Origin of the sequence: Pseudaminobacter soli (ex Zhang et al. 2022) (assembly GCF_014595955.1) — a bacterium.
Lineage (GTDB): Bacteria > Pseudomonadota > Alphaproteobacteria > Rhizobiales > Rhizobiaceae > Kumtagia > Kumtagia pseudosoli.
The window spans coordinates 1-534 of record NZ_JABVCF010000050.1; the positions used below are offsets into that span (position 1 = coordinate 1).

Below are 534 nucleotides of genomic sequence, written 5' to 3' on the forward strand. Positions count from 1 at the left end.
AGAACTCGACGAGATCGAATCCTGCGATCCGGGCTCGTTTGCCGACGCCCGCGATCAAATCGATCGTCTGGGTATAGCCGCCAGGGGTCCGGGCAGCCACCGCCGGCATGACGCTGGGATCCAGGCCGTCGCAGTCTAGGGTGATGACGACCCATGCACCTTCCGGGATGTGCCTTAGAGCCACTTCGACACCGTCAGAATGAACCTCGCGCGCGCGGTCACGAAGCGGCTGCAAACTTCCGGGCAGCCTCGATTTCTTCGAGGCGTGCGCTACCCACGCTCAAGGGCTCACCGAAGGATGCGACGCGACGGCGAATAACCGTGTGGCTGCACCAACACCGCACGTCGTTATCTCCGTTCGGCGCGCGAAGACTCGCCGTCTTCCGGATCGCGTGCACACCTGACAAATGCGTGCACGCAATCCCTATATATATTGGCCCTATATATGGGCCGACGCCCCAGACTGAGGAGGTACGGATGAGTATCGCCAACGAACGCGCAGTGCTTGCCGGCGGCTGCTTTTGGGGGATGCAG

1 pseudogene is annotated in these 534 nt (G+C 61.8%); it reads right to left on the bottom strand.

The annotated features are described in order from the left end of the window. Nucleotides 1-281, bottom strand: a pseudogene (locus HUI96_RS29045) (arginase family protein); the annotation flags it as partial. Between the last annotated feature and the right edge of the window lie 253 nt (nt 282-534).